We start from the raw sequence: 16299 nt of genomic DNA on the forward strand, positions 1-16299 counted from the left end.
TGCGTGATTTATTCTTAACTTTTCCCCATAGCCGCCGCCAGTTTTTCTAAATTTTCCCGCACAGCCACACTACGAAGATGCTCAACACCCCAGACTCGTTCGCAAATATCTAAAGCTTGCAAATATAGCGGTTCTGCTTCACCGTAACGTCCAGTTTCACGATAAATTTCTGCCAGATTATTCAGACTTTCGGCAACATTGGGATGATTTTCTCCCAATAGGTGCTTATCAAGTTCTAAAGCTCTTATACATAAGGGTTCCGCTTCATTGTAACGCCCCTGCTCCCTGTACATATAACCCAAAGCGTAGATCGTATCTGCTAAAAGCGGATGCGCTTTTTGTAATACACGCTGCTTGAGTTCCAATGATTCCAAAAACAAAGACTCGGCTTCACTGTAACGTCCTTGAGCGCGGTATATTAAACCTAAATTGTGCAAATCTGTTGCAACATCAGGATTTTCTTCTCCCAAAAATCGCTTATCTAATTCTATTGCTTGTTGCGACAAGGGTTCGGCTTCACTGTAACGTCCTTGATGATAATAAAGTAGCGCTAAATTATTCAGTATCAGAGCGAAAGAAAGATGATTTTCACCAACCAGACGTTTTTCGAGTTCTAATGATTGCAAATATAAAGGTTCTGCTTCGTCATAACGTCCTTGTTCATCATATAGTAATGCCAAATTGTTCAGACTGGCGGCGACATCGGCATGGTGTTCTCCCCACAAACGCTTCCTCAGTTCTAAAGCTTCTTGATATAAGAGTTCTGCTTTACTATATTGTCCAGTAGATTTGTAGAGTCCAGCCAAATTATTCAGGCTAATTGCAAAAGCAGGATGATTTTCTCCTAACAGGCGTTTCCTCAGTTCTAAAGCTTGTTTATATAAGGGTTCGGCTTCGCTGTAGTGTCCCGTTGCACGATATATTCCTGCTAAATTGTTGAGGCTATTAGCTAAGTCTATCTGCAAACCTAATTCATTTTGTAGCTCACTCGCCTGACGCCAATATTTAATTGCTAATTCCTGTTCTTCTTGATAATTTTGAGATTCACCCCGATCTAATCTGCTGTGGTAAATATCACCCAATCTTGAATATAACGTAGCCAAAGTAGGATCTTTAGTTCCCCGTTCTTGTTCTACCTTCTCAATTAACCCTTGTAAATCTTGGATGGGCAAGAAAAAAGAGTTATCTTCATTAGTATCTGTGCTGGCTAATTCTGTGTCTCTAAAAACAAAGCGTATATGTTCTAGTTCTTTACCAGGAATAGAATTCGTCTTTTTAGATTCAAACCGAAATACACCGTTGCGCCAACTCCAAAAATCAGGGGCTTTTTTAATTAGGTTGACTAAAATTTGGTTAGTTACCCAAAGCACGATCGCAAAAGGAAACTCACGCAATCCTTCCCTTGTCCACTGTAAGTAACCAAAAAATTTCTCCTGTTCCGATTGCTCATTTCCTAATCTGAGAAAATAAAGTTGTTCAGCACCCGTCACAGTGATTACCGCCGGGTTCTGCTGACGAAGATATTCTTCTTGTTGTACAAGTTGATTAAGGGCAGCTTTTAGGCTTGGTTCCTGACGTGGTAAAGTCACTCGATATGGACGGGAAGCGGGTTGTAGTTCGGCTTCATACTGGGCAATAATCTCATCACGAAAGCTAGCATCATCGCAAACCGCAATCAGCAAATTTAATCCCCGCTTTTGAGCTTCAATAGAAACAATTAAATCATCATACGCATCTTGATTTTCTCCTTCATCATCTAATAATTCTTCATTTAACATTAATGGCTCCCTGTCTTTTCAAGCTTTCGATAATAATAGGATGAACATCATACCAAGTTTCATCAGTGCGATATTCTAGAACATACAGCCCATGTAACAAATCTAAAAACTCTGCTTGTTTGGGATCGTTGGGCATAAATTGTTCATACACACTCTGCAAAATATCGATATCAACCTTTCCTAAGCGTATGGAAAAATCATTGCGAATTTTATTGATTGCTTGCAGGAGAATTTTATCATCAATAATAACTTTGGCTGAAGGATTTCGCCGGATCGTTCGCAAACATATACGGCAACATTCCTTAGAAATCCGAATTAACTCTCGCAATACGCCACCACTGTAAATCACAATTTTTTCAGCCGTTTCTGCTGTAATTAATTCACTGGGAATTCGCTTTTCTAAAACTTCACCGAGAATCTTTGTTGCTTCTGGGCGAGGTTCAGCGTTAGGGAAGCGATTTTTACCTTTCTCAAAGATTTTTAAGACAGGCATTGCCACAACTTGATCGTTGGTTTCAGTGGCAATTATTGTGCTGATAAATGTTTCCCGAAGGACTGCGATCGGGATAGTGTAGATAATTTGAAAATTAGGTTGACAAAGAGCTTTAATGTTATCTCGATAAATCTCATTAACTCTGCCTAAGTCTAGTTTGTCTAAATCATCAATAATTACTAAAACGTTTTGTTTAGTTGCAGCTTGAATTAAAGCAGCTATTTCGTTAATTCTGGCAACTAAATCTGATAACTTACGTTCAAACTCTTGCTTAATTTCATCCCGAACGCTAGCATCAGCTTTTAATTTAGAACTAATCAGTTTTAAGAGGTCAAAACCTATACTAGCTTCTGTTTGCAAATTTGATTCTTCAGTGCGAGTGCGGGTAGCAAACCACTTATAAAGAGCTTCTTTAGTAGATTGCGGAATATCAACTTTGCGTGCTTCTGCTTCTGTCATTAAATTAACTGCGATCGCAAACAGTATATTAATATGATTAACAGCCGACATTTCAATTTTGTCAGCAATAGAAAAGAGAACTACAAAATATTTATCTTGAATTTGTCGGCTAAACTCAGCTAACAAAGTAGACTTACCACATCCTCGATGTCCTGTAAAGACAATTTTGCCATCTCCATTAGGACTATCTTCCACTAATTGGTTCAGGTCTGCAATCAAATCATCACCATATTCGACTCGAAATCTTTCCATTTCGTTCCATTCCATCAACGGAAACAGTTCGAGATTGCTGTATGCTTCTTGAAAGGAGTTTAATAAGTCTTGAGACATTGGATAGTGCTGTAAAGGTGCTAACTATCCATATAATGGCTCATGATTTTTCAAGTAGAAGTTTAGGTAATGTCTAGGATAGAGTATGCCTACATAACTTCTCAAATTCCGTTAATAAATAACTACTAGGTGAGTGGTATGTTATGTCTTAAAAAGAGATGCCCTAATCCCCAAATTTCAACCTATCAATAAGTAACAGAGGTCAATAATCAATAAGACTGAATGATAGATTATACACTCGATAATTCAGACTGAATGATAGATTATACAGATAACATCCTAAAAGTTACTTAACACATAAATAAAATAAAATTTTCACTTATAAAAATAAATTTTTAGTGTGCTTCGTCTCATCCCCCTCTAGCCGATGCGATGGGTAGCTGTTGTTAGTATTGGTTTACTAGGCGGGTATCTCATTTTTGCAAATATACCTAGTACCGCAAGACGCAAGGCGGAAGTCATGCATTCAAAAGTCAAAAGTCAAAAAGCTTAGAAGACAGGCTTTTGAACGATTTGAAATAGTTGCTTTATTTACGCCGTGCTGTTTTACCCCACCCTAACCCTCCCCGATGCATTGGGGAGGGAACTGGATTTCTTGTTTCCCCCTTAAGAAGGCAGGGCTGTTTCATTCCACAAAGGATAAGCGTTTGTCAATATCATTAGAGGTAAATCTCTGGGCTGAGGTGATGGAAGAATAACCATTTCGGCGCCAAATATTGAGTGCGATGCCGAAGGCGGGCTACGCCTACGTTCGGAGTACCGATAGATTTGCAGGGGCGTTACCCATGTCTTTGCCCATCTTTGACTCGAAAATCTTTTACTTGCCGTAGTTGTTCAATCAGATTTGCACCCATTGTTTTCATCCCCTCGACGCTTGTCATTTTACACCTTTTAGGGAATGAAACAGCCCTGGGTTGGGGAGGGGTGATTCAAGGATTTTTGCAAGAGGTCTATTGACATATTGAGTCATTGTACTTTCAAAATCCTGATGCACAAAGAATTCTGGAATATCAAGCCGTTGCAGCCTTTGCCAAAAGAATGACAAACTCTAACCGCGTTCTATTTAGAATATTATTGCTTTTACTTTGCAATTAATTAAGGCTCCAAAGCAACTTAGCTAAGATAGCAAGCAAATTTTAATTAAAAACTATTATTATCTTTTGCTCAAAATAATTTTTATAAAATATATCAACAGATAGATTACAAAGTGTAAATTAGGTAAACTTAACTTGATTTCTACTGTAGCGATATCTTGAAAAGACTTATTTATAAAGATTTTTCACATAACGCTAGTCAGATTTATAAAATTTAGAAGTTTTGATAGCTTGCTCATGTGTAACCTTTATGATAATGTCTCCTAATAGCACTAGAGTTAAATGCAAATTAGTCGCAGATAGCTTTTGAAGATTTCTAGAGCTAGTGTCAAGCATTATTGATAATAAATCGCGTCATTAATCTGAGGGGATGACATTTTTCACAGACTGTGAGAATGAGTATCAATATGCAACTAAAGCCTTTACTTAAAAGCCTGTTAATTACAGGTTCAGTTCAAGGAGAAACAAGAATGAAGGGTGGGTTAATGAGTGAGATACGTTCGGTGGCATTAGCATCAGCGGTAATTAGCAGCTTAGTACAACCAGCCCATGCAGGAACACAGACAGCCGAATTATCTAGTCATAAATCTCACTCTACCGGAGCGGCACAATTGCTTGTGCAACGCATTGATAACGTTAATAAAGTTACGTTCTATCTGCTTTATGTATGTTGCTGGTGGGTGTATTTGGATTTAATGTCGGTTTGTTACGGAATATAGACCAAAAGCACTAAATTTTTCCGAGTCAAATTAATTTAATCAAACCATCATGTTGAATGTTAGGGTGTATTTGTGGCAATTTGACCAGCTAAGACTGAAAAGAAAATTATTTAGATTTTTAGCTTTTATCCTCAGTGCTATTTTAGTTGTCGTTTTGGCAAATAACAGTTTTGCGACTGCACCCAGAACTACAGAAATATTATGGGATACTTACGGCATACCGCATATATACGGTAAAGATGCTCCAAGTGCTTTCCAGGCGTTTGGTTGGGCACAGATGCAGAGTCATGCTAACTTGCTGTTGCACCTCTATGGTCAAGCTAGGGGAAAAGCAGCTGAATACTGGGGAGAAGAGTATTTAGAATCTGATAAATGGGTACTGACGATGGGAGTGCCCAATCGTGCTAGTTCTTGGTATCAGGCACAAAGTCCAGCTTTTCGTAGTTATATAAATGCCTTTGCCACTGGGATAAATGCGTATGCTAAAGCACATCCTGATTTAATTAATGATGAAGTAAAAATAGTATTACCTATCAAGCCAGAAGATGTGTTGGCACATTTGCAAAGAGTGCTGGATTTTACTTTTATTGTCAATCAAGAACAAGCAGCAAATATTACTCATACTCAATCGAAAGCTGGTTCTAACGGTTGGGCGATCGCACCCAAACATTCTGCCAGTGGAAAAGCGATGTTGTTGGCAAATCCCCACTTGTTATGGTCGGATTTATTTGTCTGGTATGAAGCACAAATTACTGCGCCAGGGATGAATGCTTCTGGAGCAGCCTTAGTGGGAATTCCAGTTTTAGCGATCGCCTTTAACGATCATTTGGGTTGGACTCATACCGTCAATACCCTTGATGGTTGGGATGTATACAAGTTGAAATTGGCTGATAATGGTTATCTTTTTGATGGCAAAGTCCGTCCTTTTACAACATCAAAGTTTTTGTTAAAGGTCAAGCAAAAGAATGGCTCGTTAGTCGAACAACCATTATTAGTTAAAAGTTCCGTCCACGGTGCAGTCGTTCAAGAAAAAGATGGGTTCGCTGTAGCGCTGCGGGTTGTCGGTGCAGACCGTCCCGGTGTGTTGGAACAGTGGTGGGATATGGCACGTTCTCAAAACTTCAACCAATTTCAAAAAGTATTGAAACGCTTGCAACTACCGATGTTTACCGTCATGTATGCAGATCGAGCCGGACACATCATGCACCTATTCAACGGTCTAGTGCCGATTCGTCAACAAGGAGACTTTAAATACTGGGAAGGCTTAATTCCTGGCGACACATCTAAGACTTTGTGGACAAAAATGCACCCATACAAAGATTTACCGCGTGTAATTGACCCGCCTAGCGGTTGGTTGCAAAATGCTAATGATGCACCTTGGACAACAACTTTCCCCCCTGCCATCAAAGCAGATGATTACCCTGCCTATATGGCTCCACGAGGAAAAATGTCTTTTCGGGCACAAAGTTCTGCAAAAATGTTGGCTGAAGATCCAAAAATTTCTTTTGAGAACATGATTAAGTACAAACATTCCACCAAAATGGAACTTGCAGAACGCATCCTTGATGACCTAATCCCTGCTGCTCAAACTTATGGTGATGAATTAGCCCGTCGTGCTGCTGAAATTTTGGCTGCTTGGGATCGGAATGCTAATGCTGATAGTCGAGGCGCGGTATTGTTTTCTTTTTGGTGGCAAGAAATGGATCAAGAGCAAACCTTTAGTATTCCTTGGAGTGAGAACTCGCCGCGCACCACACCTGATGGTTTAAAAGACCCCGAAAGTGCGGCGAAAGCGCTACAAATAGCAGCAACAAAAGTCGAAAAAGCTTATGGAAAGCTAGATGTTGCTTGGGGTGAAGTCTTTCGAGTGCATAGCGGAAACTTAGATTTACCTGCCAATGGTGGCGATGGCGATGAAGGAATATTCCGTGCCCTCTATTTTGCTCCAGCTAAGGATGAACGCTTTCAAGCCGTAGCTGGTGATAGTTATGTTGCAGCCATTGAATTTTCGCAACCAGTAAAAGCAATGGCTCTCATCAGCTACGGTAACGCTACTCAACCCGGTTCACCCCATATTACCGACCAACTACCACTGTTTTCTCAGAAGCAATTGCGTCCTGTTTGGCGAACTCGTCCAGAAGTATTAGCACACTTGGAGGAACGCAAAACTTTTTGACAGCTATGAGTTATGAATTAATAGGCTGTCTGTACAGCTGGAAAATTGTTCTGGCGATCGCACTTATTAGTCTGCCTTTACCAGCGTTGTCAGAAAACAAACAGCTGAATAATTATCAACCACAAATTCTTCAGACAGAAATTAGCGATCGCGATCTAAAAATTATTGAGCAGTTAGTTGCGATCGCCCAACGTCAGTCTTCGCAGGTACAGGAGGCAAAAGCTGCTATGGGATGGAGTGCTTTCACCGATGTTTTGAGTGTAGAATTATCACCATCTCAAAGCACGATCGATTACAACTTGCCTGAAATAGCATCTGAAAGTCAGCGCAGTTTTGCGATCGCAATGACAATTGACCCGATTAAAGTTTTGAATATCATTCAGCAATTACCGATAAGAGAAGCTCGCTGGCATGAAGTTAAACAGCAAAAACGGGTAGCCGTTGTCCAATACTATCTTGCTTACTTACAAGCCCGTCAAGCTGCGAAAATAGCCACTTATCGAATGCAACAGCTTGCCCTTTTGGGAGCAAAAACTGAGCGGATTGCTACCATGAATTCTCAAGGAACTTTAAGTCACCTGGCGAATCCTGACTATGTTACAGCTGCAACGGAGATGCTGAATACAAACGCACGCGATCGCTTGGCATTAGAAGAGCTAGCAGCTTGTGTTGGCTTATCTTCACAAGCAACAATTACACTGCTTAAAGCCAGTAATTTGAACAATGAGTAGATCGGTTCCCTCACCAGCCAGAGGATTGTTGTCATTCCTAACATTTCCCGTTGCGGGTTTAATTGTGGGATTGCTAATTCTTTTGATTTGTCTAATTTTCAGCGTCTCATTTGGCGCAGCAGATATTCCTCTGCATCAGATACTCATCCCTCTTTTATCACTTTGGGATAATCCAATTGCTCAAACGGTTATGGGGCTTTAATTTCTACCTTTTGTCTATAAATTTTAGCTTCTATTAGAAAATAAAGCCTCAAACCTGGATTAAATCAAAGTCTCAGAATTTGGCTGAGATTATTGTTTTTTGAGAGTGACAAAAGAGGGTTAATCAAAGCATCAGAATTAAATGCTTTAAATTTAGGAGATGAGATTGCCAAAGGTTTAGGTAATAAAGTTGTAATGGTAGCGCAGTTTATTATTATTAATTAGTGCAGCAGTAGCAACTGCGGGAACAATTGGATTTGTAGGATTAATTGCTCGTCAATTAGTAGGTGGAAATCATCAAGGTTTGATTCCAGTAGCGGGAATAACAGGAGCAATGATTCTGGTTTTGTCTGATTTTATTGGCAGAATTATTTTTGCTCCTATCGAAATTCCTTGTGGAATTGTTACTGCTGTGATTGGTGCTCCAGATTTTATTTATTAATTAAGAATCGAAAAAATAAGACCTAATTCAGTATACTTAATACTAAGTAAGTAGAGAAAAATTTTTTTTAGGTGTAGCATTAATAAAAGTGAATAGTGTAATATATCATGTTCAGGTAACTAGTTATGATTCCCATAGTCATTGCACCCTACGCGCCAATTTCTCATGGGGTTTCTTCTATCACCGTGCTGGCTTCCCCTAATCCCCTATCTACCTGCAAGAAGGGGAGATAAAGCGCTGCTAAAGCAGCGTGGGGTTTTTTGGGTTTAATTAAGTAATCAATCGGACATGATATTACATACTTACAAAATCATCAAAATATTCCCTTAAATTTAATTATGTCAATGTCATTATTGAGCGATAATCTACATTACCAAATTTCAGCGAATAATTTGACTTTGGGTTACGACCATATAACTATTATTAAGCATTTAAATTTAGATATACCACCAGGAAAAATAACTGCTTTAGTTGGTGCAAACGGTTCTGGGAAATCCACTTTATTACGGGGTTTAGCAAGATTATTAAAACCTCGTATTGGCACAATTTATTTAGATACAACAGATATATTTAAGCTATCAACAAAAGATGTTGCTAAAAAATTAGGAATTCTTACCCAAGGACCCGTTGCACCAGAAGGATTAACCGTTCGAGATTTGGTAGCTTGTGGAAGATTTCCTTATCAAAACTGGTTGCAGCAGTGGACAAAAGAAGATGAAAGATTAGTAGAACTAGCGTTAGAAATTACTGAGATTAAATACTTAGCAGAACGCGAGTTAGATACTCTTTCTGGTGGACAGCGACAACGTGCTTGGATTGCAATGGCATTAGCTCAAGATACGGATATTTTATTGTTAGATGAACCAACTACTTTTTTAGATTTGGCGCACCAAATAGAAGTTTTAGATTTATTGTATGATTTGAACCAAAACCAGCAACGAACGATTGTCATGGTGTTACATGATTTGAATCACGCCTGTCGTTATGCTGATTCTTTGGTAGCGGTGAAAGAAGGTCAAATTTTTGCTGTTGGCGAACCTAATTTGGTGATCACTGAGAAGATGGTAAGGGAGGTGTTTGGATTGGAATGTCGGATTATCCCAGACCCAGTTTCCGGTACACCGATGTGTATACCAGTAGGAAGAAAGGGGAGAAAATAGAAACAAATAAAAACCTTACATGGCACAATACAGTTCAGTTAAGCATTTCTTCCTTCTCGTCTTGCAGAGTAGGGAATAAGTTTTTTGACTAGCAGTGATCAAAAAATATCTTGCAGATATGTAATGCTCTCTTCTGAAATTAAATTGCTATATTTATTGCAGATATCTAATACAGTAGAGAGCGATCGCCTTTGATGTGGATTGTGAATATCTCCAAGATATCATAGCGGTTTTTAAGTAATTGAACTACACCACTCCCTAGTCCCCGTCTCAGTTGTGGTCTAAAATCATTTTCTTGTAATCAACCCTCTAGATTGCTCCACTAGGCGAATAAACTCACCCCGATAGCCCTCCTGGTCTTCCCCCTTCCCTTGGCTTGCCAATTTCATCACCAAATCATAACTAGCATCCCCCTTATACTCAGAGTCACGCAGCACCATCCCAAAGGTAGCTACCGCAGCAGCAAATCTCAGGTTTGTGGAGGGTATCTGGTCGGTTCTCAAATCATCATTTTGGATAGTTTGGGTAATTAGTTGACTGGTGCTGTCCTGGGGCAACTTATAGCGCAGTTTCACCTGCATCAACTCATTACCAGCAGCATCCGAGACAGTTTCACCAGAACGCTGATAGCGCAAAGGATCTATCTCTGGCAGTTTCACATCGCTTTTCGTGCCAGTGGGAATTATTTCATAAAGCGCTGTCACAGAATGACCAGCCCCAATATCCCCTGCATCTTTCTTGTCGTCATTGAAATCCTGGTTTTGCAGCAGGCGGTTTTCGTAACCAATCAAGCGATATGCCTGAACTTTTGCCGGATTAAACTCCACCTGAATTTTCACATCCTTGGCAATAGTAAATAGAGTTCCCCTGAGATCGTTAACTAAAACCTTTTTGGCTTCTAATAAGGTATCTATGTAAGCGTAGTTGCCGTTACCCTTATCAGCCAGTTGCTCCATTTTTGCGTCCTTATAATTGCCGGTGCCAAATCCCAACACCGTCAGGAAAATTCCCTGGTCTCGCTTTTGTTCAATTAATCGCGTTAGGTCGCCATCACTAGAAACCCCGACATTAAAATCTCCATCGGTAGCTAAAATTACTCTGTTATTACCAGACTTGAGGAAGCTTTGTTTGGCTATTTTGTAGGCGAGTTCAATACCCTGGCCGCCAGCAGTCGAGCCTCCAGCCTCTAAGCGGTCAATCGCCGCCAGAATTGTTAATTTTTCACTACCAGGAGTAGCAGGTAAAACCAATCCAGCATTCCCAGCATAGACTACCAAACTCACCCGATCTTCAGGACGCAGTTTATTCACCAGCAATTTGAGTGACTGTTGCACCAAGGGTAATTTGTTCGGGTCATCCATAGAACCGGAGACATCAATCAGAAATACTAGGTTGCTAGGTGGTAAGGTTTTGCTTTCTAGGCGTTTACCTTGCAAACCCACCTGTATCAGCTTGTGTTGAGGATTCCAGGGAGCAGCAGCAACTTCAGTGGTGACGGAAAAAGGACGTTCGCCTTTTGGTTGGGGATAATTGTAGGTAAAATAATTGATCAATTCCTCAATTCGCACTGCATCCTTGGGTGGTAATTCCCCTTGAGTAATAAACCGTCGCACGTTGCTGTAAGATGCTGTATCTACATCAATGGAAAAGGTGGAAAGAGGATCGTTACCGACGCGATGAAAGGGATTATCCTCAATCGGGTTATAGTTTTCTGTATTGAATCTGCTATCTATTTGTGGTTCCGGGGCAACCCTTCCAATACTGCCACGAGTTTGGAGTTTAGGCATATTCGCACGGTTAGCAACTTGATCCTGCACAGATGAGCCAGACGGAATACTAAGGGGTAGGGCTGTGGGTAAAGGTTGAGTCTTTCGGGTAGACTCGGTTTGAGTCCGTTCTCTGGTCGTCTGAGTCGGAGTGATGGGACTACGAGCTTCCAATTCATCTATCGGACTTTTTAGGGTTGCTAACTCTGGTGCAAATTCTGACTGCAAACGTTGCAGAATTTTTATATCTGCTGGGGTAACGATCTTGGGATCAGTCGCTATTAGCTCATTGCTGCGATTCACGCAGGCATTCAAGACTGTGGCAAACTCAGTTCGAGTTACAGGAAGAGTGCCAAAATTTTGGACGGGAACGACACAACTATACTGTTGTACCAATGCCTGGAGTGCTTGGTAGTCAGGGTGATTGGGTAGAATGGAAGTTTTTGGGGTAGAACTGGCAGGAGTCTGATTGGCTGGAACTGCAACTGTAGCAGACTGACGTAAAACGGCAATTCCTACTGAGGGTATCAATAAAAACAATATTACAATACTGACTCGCTGCCACATTTTGGATGAAATCGGGTAAGACATGGCTAAATCCTCACACTAAATTTGTTCTATCACATTTGACTATTTACCCAGAATAGTCCTGAGCAGCTTGGGATTTGATAATCGTTTCAGTTTTGGTAACTGTAACTTCTACAACACGAACCATTCCCGTCTAGCATTAGGGAATAGTCAAGGCAAATCAGCAATTATCCCGTCCCAGTAATTCGTAATTGCTCTTTGTGAAGTCGTCATTGAAACCTAAAAAAATTCGGATGAAGTGAGGATGTGTGACAAAAGTAACATATTCTAGCATCAGAGATTTCTGACAGAAATCTCTAAAATCAAAGATTCTACAAAGGCGATCGCATGACCAACGGCGTAATAATGCAGTATTACCATTGGTACATCTCCAATGATGGTACATTATGGGACAAGCTGGATAAAACAGCCAATGAGCTAGCTGATGCAGGCTTCACTGCTTTATGGCTGCCGCCAGCTTATAAGGGCAGTGGTGGAACATGGGATGTTGGATACGCAGTCTACGATTTGTTTGATCTGGGTGAGTTCGATCAAAAAAATACTGTTCGGACAAAATATGGAACACGCGAGCAATACTTAAAGGCGATTAAAACGGCACAGCGTGCAGGTATTCAAATCTATGCTGATGTGGTTTTCAACCACAAAGATGGTGGGGATGAAATAGAACGCATCTCGGCCCAAGAAATGGATTGGAATGACCGCAACCATCCAGTCAGCGATTGGTACGAAATTGGAGCTTATACAAAGTTCAATTTTTCTGGTCGTGGAGATAAATACTCCACTATGAAATGGTATTGGTGGTGCTTTGATTCATTATCATATAACGCAGATACCCAAAGGGCAGACAAACTCTACCGTCTTAAAGATAAACATTTTGAGACGGAAGTTAGCCACGAACACGGCAACTACGATTATTTAATGGCGAACGACCTGGATACAGGTAATGACCTCGTGCGCGGTGAGTTGATGTATTGGGGGCGTTGGTTTGTTGATACCACAGGTGTAGATGGCTTTCGCATTGACGCTGTTAAACATATCCGCTCTACTTTTTTCCGTGATTGGTTAAATCACTTGCGAGTTCATTTTGGTGGGCGGGAACTGTTTAGCGTTGGTGAGTACTGGTCTCAAGATATCGATGCCTTACACGGTTATATTGCCTCTAGTGATGGGCGTTTGTCGTTATTTGATGTGCCTCTACATTTCAAATTTCACCAAGCTAGTCGCCAAGGTAGTAGTTTCGATCTGCAATCGATTTTTGATAGAACCCTAGTTAAAGAACAACCTGCCCTAGCTGTTACCTTTGTTGAAAACCATGATACCCAACCTTGTCAATCCCTAGAGTCGCCTGTTGAACCTTGGTTTAAGCCCTTAGCTTATGCACTAATCTTACTGCGCCGAGAAGGCTATCCTTGCGTTTTCTATGCAGATTATTACGGCGCACAATATCAAGATAAAGAACGTGATAACACCCTTTACTCTCACCGTTTTTTGATTGACAAGTTCTTAAAGGCGCGTAGAGAATACGGTTTTGGCGACCAGCATGATTACTTTGACCATCCCAATACTATCGGTTGGACGCGCTTGGGTACTAGGGAACATCCGGGTGCAATGGCTGTAGTGCTGACCAATAGCGCACCAGGGAACAAGTGGATGAATGTGTTCCGACCGAATCAGGAATTTTACGATGTTACGGGACATATAAACGATATCATTCACACCAATAACGACGGATGGGGAAATTTCCCATGTCCAGGTGGTTCAATATCGGTCTGGCTGCAAAAATAGTTTAAATAGAAAACTAAGGTTAAAGAGGTAGATACTAAGGAGTTTTCTCCCCTATCTACCTCTTTGACAATAGTATTCAACGTACAAGGGAGCAAAATTTTCAACAGGATTACGGAATTGCAATGACATCACTTGAAGTCATAATCATCGGAACACAAACTGACTGCGTTCACTGAATTTATTGCTTGACCAACTCCAAGCAATAAATCTGAAAACAGCCAAATAACTAAAGCTATTAAGGAGATAAATTAACATGAGCGAGAATAATAACTCACAATCCACAAAAAAAACACAACCCCCTAAGACAATAGGAAAACCACCAAAAACTGAATTCATTAACTCCGAACAACAACCCAAAACACCAAAATTATCAGATATTAATTGACTAGGAGTAATCCTAATACTACTCGGTTAAGAAAATTTGTAGGTTGGGTTGAATGGAGTAAAATCCAACAAAGCCCTGAAAATGTTGGGTATAAGAAACTAGAAGTTTAACAGAAATATTCACTTGCTGCTATATTTTGGGAACCATTGGTTCCCATTTTTTTCATCTCTAATCCCATCGCCTATTGATTCAATAAGGGCAAGCAAATAGTGAAACAAGTTCTGCCTGGCTGCGACTCAAATGAAAGCGTACCGTGATGGCGATTTTCTACAATCCGGCGAACAGTTTCTAAACCGAGTCCTGAACCATGCCCCACTGATTTAGTGGTGAAGAAAGGTTCAAAAATGCGGGTTTTAATTTCAGGTGGAATTCCACTACCAGAATCGATGATGTCAATATGGCCATAGCGATCGCAATGGTGTGTTGTAATTTCCAGCAGTCCTTTACCATCCATTGCATCAATGGCGTTATCAATTAAGTTCGTCCACACTTGATTGAGTTCACTGCCATAGGCAAGAATTTTCGGAAGACGTTGATCGTAATTGCGTTGCACTTGGACACCGCACTTGAGTTTATGAGCAAACAAGCGCAAGGTATCTTCTAAACCTTGATGTATAGCAAAGTGCTGAGTGCTGAGTAGAAACCCAGTTAAATCAAGGCTTTTAGCAATAAACATTGTCCTAACCTATGTGGCTACGGCTATATCCCTCTTCTGTCACTCTCCGAAAACATTTGCCATTTCTGAATTCTAGAGCTTTTGTATAGCAAGCGTAGGCGTAGCCCGCCGCAGGCATCGCGCGATTCTTTTCTAAGAACAAATACAAGACCCATTTTTTTCTAATAGTATAGCTTGTATTGATTGTCTCATGAGGCTTCTAGCGATCGCCCTCCCGGAAAGTGACATAAGAGGGATGGATAGCGGTCTGATAGCTCAAAATTTATTAAATCCAGCAGAACGACGATAAAGTAACCAGATAAACAGGGGTGAACCCAGCAAAGCAGTGACCGAACCTACTGGTAGTTCTACTGTTCCTAGTCTAGAGAGTAAATCTGCAAAAGTGAGTAACCATGCACCTGCGAGGGCGGAAAGTGGTAAAACAAAGCGATGATCTGTACCAACAATCAGGCGGACAGCGTGAGGAACAACAAGACCAACAAATCCAACCAAGCCACTGATGCTGACTGCACCTGCGGCTAATAAAGTGGCGACACCACCAATTAACAGGCGCGTTCGCGTCAACGAAAGCCCTAAACTCACAGCTAAATCATCTCCCAAAGCCAGTATATTTAGCGATCGCCCCAGCAAGCATCCCCCGATCAATGCAACGATGATATAAGGGCCAGTCGTAGCAATTTCTTGCCAACCCCGTCCATTAAGACTACCAACTAGGAAACTGAGCGCAATTTGAATTTGCCCATCTTCAGCTAAAAGCAGCAATGTACTTTGTACAGCACCAAATAAAGAACTCACCGCCACTCCGCCTAAAATCAACCGCTCAACAGAAATTCCCGACCCCGAACGACCGAGTAAAATAACGATCGCGGCAGTTAAAATTGCTCCTATCCATGCTGCTAAAGGAATTGCGATCGGGAATATTTGGCAGACAATCATCAGAATTACAAGTAGTCCCGCACCTGCTGAAATGCCCAAAATAAATGGATCGGCAAGACTATTACGTAACATTCCTTGCAGCAAAGCTCCTGACATTCCCAAAGCTGCGCCGACAACGATCGCAGCCGTAATGCGCGGGAGACGTAAATCCCAGAGAATTGTCTGTTTAACCGGATCGCCTTTGTGGAGAATAGCTTGCCAAAATTCCGACATATTTAAAGGTACTGCTCCTTGAGAAAGCGACAGTGCTAGCGTTACCACCAGTGCTGTACCAAAGAGTAAAACAGCCCAAAATACGCGGTGTTCAGTAAAAATTGTCTGAAATGGTCTAGTCAAATTTCGCCATCCTTTCTCCAAAATAGTCAGCCTGAGCTTCCAAAATTTCTTTGTCACCCAGTTAATTTTATCTACCTGTATAACATCAGGCCTTATCCCTACCTTCTTGTGGCTGAAAGTGCCATTTGGTCTACTTTTCGACCTTAAGCGCCTTGTGTCTTAGAAGCCTAAGCAGCGACACAGACGACAGCGCCACCGAGGAAATAACAGCACCTATTGCACCAAACAAGTCCCCGAAAGCTGA

Annotated in this window: 12 protein-coding genes and 1 pseudogene; 8 read left to right on the forward strand and 5 right to left on the reverse strand. The window is 41.0% G+C overall.

Features of this window, described 5'->3' with window-relative positions; genetic code table 11:
* Positions 1-14: 14 nt before the first annotated feature.
* On the reverse strand, positions 15-1778 hold the full coding sequence (locus NLP_RS30840; RefSeq protein ID WP_104909639.1) for a tetratricopeptide repeat protein: 1764 nt from the start codon (positions 1776-1778) through the stop codon (positions 15-17).
* A complete protein-coding gene (locus NLP_RS30845) occupies positions 1768-3060 on the reverse strand; it encodes an ATP-binding protein (RefSeq protein ID WP_104909640.1) in 1293 nt (430 codons plus the stop codon). Before NLP_RS30845 ends, NLP_RS30840 begins: the two co-directional genes overlap by 11 nt.
* Positions 3061-4561: 1501 nt before the next feature.
* Between NLP_RS30845 and NLP_RS30850 the strand changes: the two genes are divergently transcribed.
* The 6 genes from NLP_RS30850 (at position 4562) to NLP_RS30870 (ending at position 9583) form a co-directional block, all read left to right on the forward strand.
* Entirely contained in the window at positions 4562-4873 is a 312-nt protein-coding gene (locus NLP_RS30850) for a hypothetical protein (RefSeq protein WP_104909641.1), read from the forward strand.
* A 49-nt stretch (positions 4874-4922) separates the two neighbouring features.
* Positions 4923-7049 (forward strand): acylase, encoded by a 2127-nt coding sequence (locus NLP_RS30855; RefSeq protein ID WP_104909642.1) that lies wholly within the window; start codon positions 4923-4925, stop codon positions 7047-7049.
* A 5-nt stretch (positions 7050-7054) separates the two neighbouring features.
* Positions 7055-7780 (forward strand): hypothetical protein, encoded by a 726-nt coding sequence (locus tag NLP_RS30860; protein ID WP_104909643.1) that lies wholly within the window; start codon positions 7055-7057, stop codon positions 7778-7780.
* Positions 7773-7982: a hypothetical protein gene (locus NLP_RS33850; protein WP_158680616.1), complete on the forward strand. Its 210-nt coding sequence runs from the start codon at positions 7773-7775 to the stop codon at positions 7980-7982. The genes NLP_RS30860 and NLP_RS33850 overlap by 8 nt, the downstream gene beginning before the upstream one ends.
* 267 nt (positions 7983-8249) lie before the next feature.
* Positions 8250-8423: an iron chelate uptake ABC transporter family permease subunit gene (locus tag NLP_RS36295; RefSeq protein WP_442946679.1), complete on the forward strand. Its 174-nt coding sequence runs from the start codon at positions 8250-8252 to the stop codon at positions 8421-8423.
* A 338-nt stretch (positions 8424-8761) separates the two neighbouring features.
* Positions 8762-9583, forward strand: coding sequence for an ABC transporter ATP-binding protein (locus tag NLP_RS30870; protein ID WP_325034705.1), 822 nt, complete (start codon positions 8762-8764; stop codon positions 9581-9583).
* Positions 9584-9870: 287 nt separating this feature from the next.
* Here the strand turns inward: NLP_RS30870 and NLP_RS30875 are convergent, their stop codons facing one another.
* Positions 9871-11940, reverse strand: coding sequence for a vWA domain-containing protein (locus NLP_RS30875; RefSeq protein WP_104909645.1), 2070 nt, complete (start codon positions 11938-11940; stop codon positions 9871-9873).
* 324 nt (positions 11941-12264) lie between these two features.
* Between NLP_RS30875 and NLP_RS30880 the strand changes: the two genes are divergently transcribed.
* On the forward strand, positions 12265-13722 hold the full coding sequence (locus NLP_RS30880; RefSeq protein ID WP_104909646.1) for an alpha-amylase: 1458 nt from the start codon (positions 12265-12267) through the stop codon (positions 13720-13722).
* Between the two features lie 566 nt (positions 13723-14288).
* Here the strand turns inward: NLP_RS30880 and NLP_RS30885 are convergent.
* Both NLP_RS30885 and NLP_RS30890 read right to left on the reverse strand, forming a co-directional pair.
* Positions 14289-14783: a sensor histidine kinase gene (locus tag NLP_RS30885; protein WP_234017131.1), complete on the reverse strand. Its 495-nt coding sequence runs from the start codon at positions 14781-14783 to the stop codon at positions 14289-14291.
* 255 nt (positions 14784-15038) lie between these two features.
* A complete protein-coding gene (locus NLP_RS30890; RefSeq protein WP_104909647.1) occupies positions 15039-16055 on the reverse strand; it encodes a FecCD family ABC transporter permease in 1017 nt (338 codons plus the stop codon).
* Between NLP_RS30890 and NLP_RS35350 the strand changes: the two are divergent.
* Positions 16054-16200: pseudogene (locus tag NLP_RS35350) on the forward strand (AI-2E family transporter); the annotation flags it as partial. The gene NLP_RS30890 and the pseudogene NLP_RS35350 sit on opposite strands and share 2 nt — an antisense overlap.
* Positions 16201-16299: the final 99 nt, after the last annotated feature.

The sequence above is a fragment of the Nostoc sp. 'Lobaria pulmonaria (5183) cyanobiont' genome (assembly GCF_002949795.1).
Lineage (GTDB): Bacteria > Cyanobacteriota > Cyanobacteriia > Cyanobacteriales > Nostocaceae > Nostoc.

Coding starts and splice junctions, on each gene's coding strand:
- NLP_RS30845 (WP_104909640.1), bottom strand. CDS start 3,060: ATGTCTCAAGACTTATTAAACTCCTTTCAAGAAGCATACAGCAATCTC.
- NLP_RS30885 (WP_234017131.1), bottom strand. CDS start 14,783: ATGTTTATTGCTAAAAGCCTTGATTTAACTGGGTTTCTACTCAGCACT.
- NLP_RS30875 (WP_104909645.1), bottom strand. CDS start 11,940: ATGTCTTACCCGATTTCATCCAAAATGTGGCAGCGAGTCAGTATTGTA.
- NLP_RS30870 (WP_325034705.1), top strand. CDS start 8,762: ATGTCAATGTCATTATTGAGCGATAATCTACATTACCAAATTTCAGCG.
- NLP_RS30860 (WP_104909643.1), top strand. CDS start 7,055: ATGAGTTATGAATTAATAGGCTGTCTGTACAGCTGGAAAATTGTTCTG.
- NLP_RS30855 (WP_104909642.1), top strand. CDS start 4,923: ATGTTGAATGTTAGGGTGTATTTGTGGCAATTTGACCAGCTAAGACTG.
- NLP_RS30840 (WP_104909639.1), bottom strand. CDS start 1,778: ATGTTAAATGAAGAATTATTAGATGATGAAGGAGAAAATCAAGATGCG.
- NLP_RS33850 (WP_158680616.1), top strand. CDS start 7,773: ATGAGTAGATCGGTTCCCTCACCAGCCAGAGGATTGTTGTCATTCCTA.
- NLP_RS30880 (WP_104909646.1), top strand. CDS start 12,265: ATGACCAACGGCGTAATAATGCAGTATTACCATTGGTACATCTCCAAT.
- NLP_RS30850 (WP_104909641.1), top strand. CDS start 4,562: ATGCAACTAAAGCCTTTACTTAAAAGCCTGTTAATTACAGGTTCAGTT.